This window comes from Zhongshania sp. (genome assembly GCF_041623545.1).
Lineage (GTDB): Bacteria > Pseudomonadota > Gammaproteobacteria > Pseudomonadales > Spongiibacteraceae > Spongiibacter.
This window is the reverse complement of the sequence record NZ_JBFJWS010000345.1, coordinates 1-3,198: the sequence shown is the minus strand read 5'-3', so window position 1 is coordinate 3,198 and position 3,198 is coordinate 1. Positions and strand designations below refer to the sequence as shown.

Below are 3,198 nucleotides of genomic sequence, written 5' to 3'. Positions count from 1 at the left end.
CTACCTACACTCATATTTAAATAAGAAGGAAATCACCATGTTTGAACCCTCAGCAATTCTCGCGCCCATTATGGTCTTGGTACTGTGGAGCTTTGTGATGATGTTTTGGATGGCTGCGACCCGCCTGCCCGCCATACCAAAATTAAAGCTCGGTCGCGATGCCGGCCAACGCACCAGCGAGTTAGGCAAGCAGATGCCTCCCCACATTCAGTGGAAAGCCGATAACTACAATCACTTAATGGAACAACCCACGATTTTCTACGCGACAGCCCTAGTATTAGCAATGCTTGGTGCGGGGGAAGGTTTCAATTTAATGCTGGCTTGGTTTTATGTTGGTGGCCGTATTGCTCACAGTCTTGTTCACGCTACGAGCAATATTGTAATGGTGCGCTTTGCTCTATTTTTACTCACTTCAATAGCCCTGCTAGTCATGGCAATTCGAGCCTGCCTGATTATTTTCTAAGCTAATTTAATGAGGTCTTGAATAGGTAGCGCTGGCTAGCCCCACGTCTTTGTGGGGCATAGCAGCGCTTTTTTATTATTCTTTATTAGATGGCTTCGGTAATCAAGGCGTTGCTAATACGCACCGCGCGATGAGGCTGAAACTGCGGCCCGTTTAGTTGTTCGATTTTGCCACCACTGTTTAAAAACTCATCTACCTGCCGTGAGATCTCAACTCTCAGACTTTGCTGATATTGATTAGAGTGTGTACCGTGTTGTTTGATATAGCGATCCATGTCTCAACCCCTTTATTCTGAAGCATATAAGCCTAGGCCGCCGCCCTAGCGACAGAGGGAATGCTATAGGGAGTGAATGACATTTTAGCGATGATTTTATGACAGTTTGAAAAAATGCAAGGTCGCGACAGCGACCTCAGGAAAGCCAAATTAAATCTACTTAGACCAACTCGCCATTTGTTCATCAGTCGCCGAGCGTTCGATCATGCCGTAGGCTGTTTGCCCATCCCAGGAGTAACAAGCGCCGCTCTGGTTCAAGTTAAAGCGGCTGTTTTCCGTATCCATTATGTGAAATGAGGAGAACGCCGTCGTACCGGAAATACGGGTAATCCCCAGCTCAGACTCCAGTTCAACGGAGACGTCGTCGCCGTCAGCGACAATTTTTGTTAACCAAGGTTTGTTGATGGCCTTGGCTGGGTACATCTTGCCGTCTTTAAATATATAGCCGTCGTTATAAGGTGGCGTGCCGTCACTCGTTGAGGGGTAAGCGATATAGCCAAAGGCGCTGCCATCAGGGAACACGGCAGACTGCCAGCAATGCCCGCGGAAGAAGTTAAGTGGCCGTATACTTTGCCGTTTGATGCGGGAACCGACAGCCTTAAAATCCCGGGTTTTACCGTCGACCGTCAATGTACCTTCGCCGCGAAACATATGTTCTAAGCGCCAGCCTATCCCCATGCTGGTTGCTTCTTCAGCAGCGGCTTTGGACATTTTCGCCACTTTTTCCGCCGAATTATCTTGGACCCAACAGGGCGTCACCATCGTGAGTTCTGCGTCAAACTTCAGCGCGGTGCGCTTCGATTCATCCACCGTGCCCGCGATTTGTTGATCTGCTGTACCGTCTGCGGCTGTTCCATCATAGGACACCCGCCATCTTTTAAAGGGTTCTAAACACTGAAACCGAAGAGGTCCAGCACCAAATACGGCTGCTCGCCCTTGTGCATCAAAGGGCGATGGCACGCCACCGCGATTACCATCGCGCAACACCCTGCCCTCACCCAAACCGAAATTCGCACTGTAATAGCGATTATCCCAAGAGTGGGCCTCGCCCTCTATGCCAATCCGGGGAAAACCAAATTCACCATTTTCCTCAAACAACCAGATGGAGGTACTTTCTCGCATTTCTGGATTTTCTGGCTGCTCTGGGAAAAACATTTCATGTTCGGTCGTTAGACCATTCGCAATTTGCTCAATTGTTAAGTTCATTTTGTGCACTCTTTTTGAATGAATTTAGCCTTTATTCGTCCACGCCGGTAATCGGTCGACATATTCTGCGAATAATGGCCGCAACTGTTCAAGATTCACGCCGTAGTCTTCAGGTTTCTTAACACTGCTCGGTTCGCGATTTTCAGAATTTTCCTGCCACCACTGCTTCATTCCAATTTCAAATTGTTCGCTTAGCGGCTCACCCAACCACTGATACAGCCCCCTTACTTCTGCAACCGGATCGTTGTGCATGGCGCGAAAATGAATGTCGTAAAAACGAGATTCGTTGCCGGCATCCCGAAAAGCCAAAGCGCGGCGCATGCCCTCCGACCACTGGCGAATATTCAGCTCAGCAAGATAGGCGACGTCGGTGTGGTCAGTAAAACGGCTAACGATATCAACATACACGTCAATCACCGACAGCATGACATCCGTTGGGTCACGGTGCGTCATTACAAATTTTGCGTCGGGAAACGCTTTGTTCAAATCATTCAAATAAATCAAATGGGTTGGGCACTTTAACCGCCACGACTTACTTGGCCGCCGCCATTGCAATAGCTTCAGAGCACGTCGCTGATATTGGTAGGTCGAGGTCAAATCGGCATTGAGCAACCAGTCCGCGTACGAAGGAACCTGCGCAAAGGCCAAAAATATTTGCGACTTAAAATCCAAGGCCATTAGATCTTGGCACTCGGCGGGGCCGTCATCGCCCAATGGCACGTGGGATTTTTGTCCTGCTGCCATATTAGAGGCAATATCGGGATGAATCTTTTTTCCCGTTGGCGCCAATGTGCACGGCGGCGGACAGGGCTCAGACGCTTCACTGCTGCGGAGGTAGCGCGCATTTTCATCTTGCCCCAGTAAAAATGACAGGGCCGTGGAACCCGTGCGCGGCAAGCTAATACCAATCAATGGCGCGGCAATGACTTCATCGTCAATCTCTGGATGACGCCGATACCAATCTTCAATCTGCAGGCGCTGCTTTAAGTGGCCGACAATCCGCCCCTGTAAAAAGCCGTCGCCCATGGCATTGAGATTAGCCTCGTCACGTAGCGCCTTGACCAGAATTTCCAGCCCTTCCATAAACGAGTCAGAACCAAAATCTGACAAGCCCGTTGCACTGCGCGCCGTCGCTAATAAGGTACTCACCTCTTCCATATACTTCGCCTTCTTTTATTGTTATCGCCTTACAAATGGCTTTTATTGATATTGCGGATGTCGATGATTGGCATAACGCTGTCACCATGCTAGCATG

Annotated in this window: 4 protein-coding genes; 1 reads left to right on the top strand and 3 read right to left on the bottom strand. The window is 49.4% G+C overall.

The window, feature by feature from the left end:
• A partial coding sequence (locus tag ABYT30_RS17605) for an MAPEG family protein (RefSeq protein ID WP_373097785.1) occupies window positions 1-463 on the top strand: 463 nt, incomplete at its 5' end.
• 85 nt (window positions 464-548) lie between these two features.
• On the opposite strand, the gene ABYT30_RS17600 is transcribed toward ABYT30_RS17605, so the two are convergent.
• The 3 genes from ABYT30_RS17600 to ABYT30_RS17590 all read right to left on the bottom strand — a co-directional run bounded on the left by ABYT30_RS17600 (window position 549) and on the right by ABYT30_RS17590 (window position 3,101).
• The gene (locus ABYT30_RS17600) at window positions 549-737 is read right to left on the bottom strand and encodes a hypothetical protein (RefSeq protein WP_373081342.1); all 189 of its coding nucleotides are present in this window, start codon (window positions 735-737) and stop codon (window positions 549-551) included.
• 156 nt (window positions 738-893) lie between these two features.
• Window positions 894-1,943 (bottom strand): hypothetical protein, encoded by a 1,050-nt coding sequence (locus tag ABYT30_RS17595; protein ID WP_373097783.1) that lies wholly within the window; start codon window positions 1,941-1,943, stop codon window positions 894-896.
• Between the two features lie 24 nt (window positions 1,944-1,967).
• Window positions 1,968-3,101 carry a sulfotransferase gene (locus ABYT30_RS17590; RefSeq protein ID WP_373097781.1) on the bottom strand — a complete coding sequence of 378 codons (1,134 nt, stop codon included), beginning with the start codon at window positions 3,099-3,101 and terminating at the stop codon, window positions 1,968-1,970.
• Window positions 3,102-3,198: the final 97 nt, after the last annotated feature.

Coding starts and splice junctions, on each gene's coding strand:
- ABYT30_RS17600 (WP_373081342.1), bottom strand. CDS start 737: ATGGATCGCTATATCAAACAACACGGTACACACTCTAATCAATATCAG.
- ABYT30_RS17595 (WP_373097783.1), bottom strand. CDS start 1,943: ATGAACTTAACAATTGAGCAAATTGCGAATGGTCTAACGACCGAACAT.
- ABYT30_RS17590 (WP_373097781.1), bottom strand. CDS start 3,101: ATGGAAGAGGTGAGTACCTTATTAGCGACGGCGCGCAGTGCAACGGGC.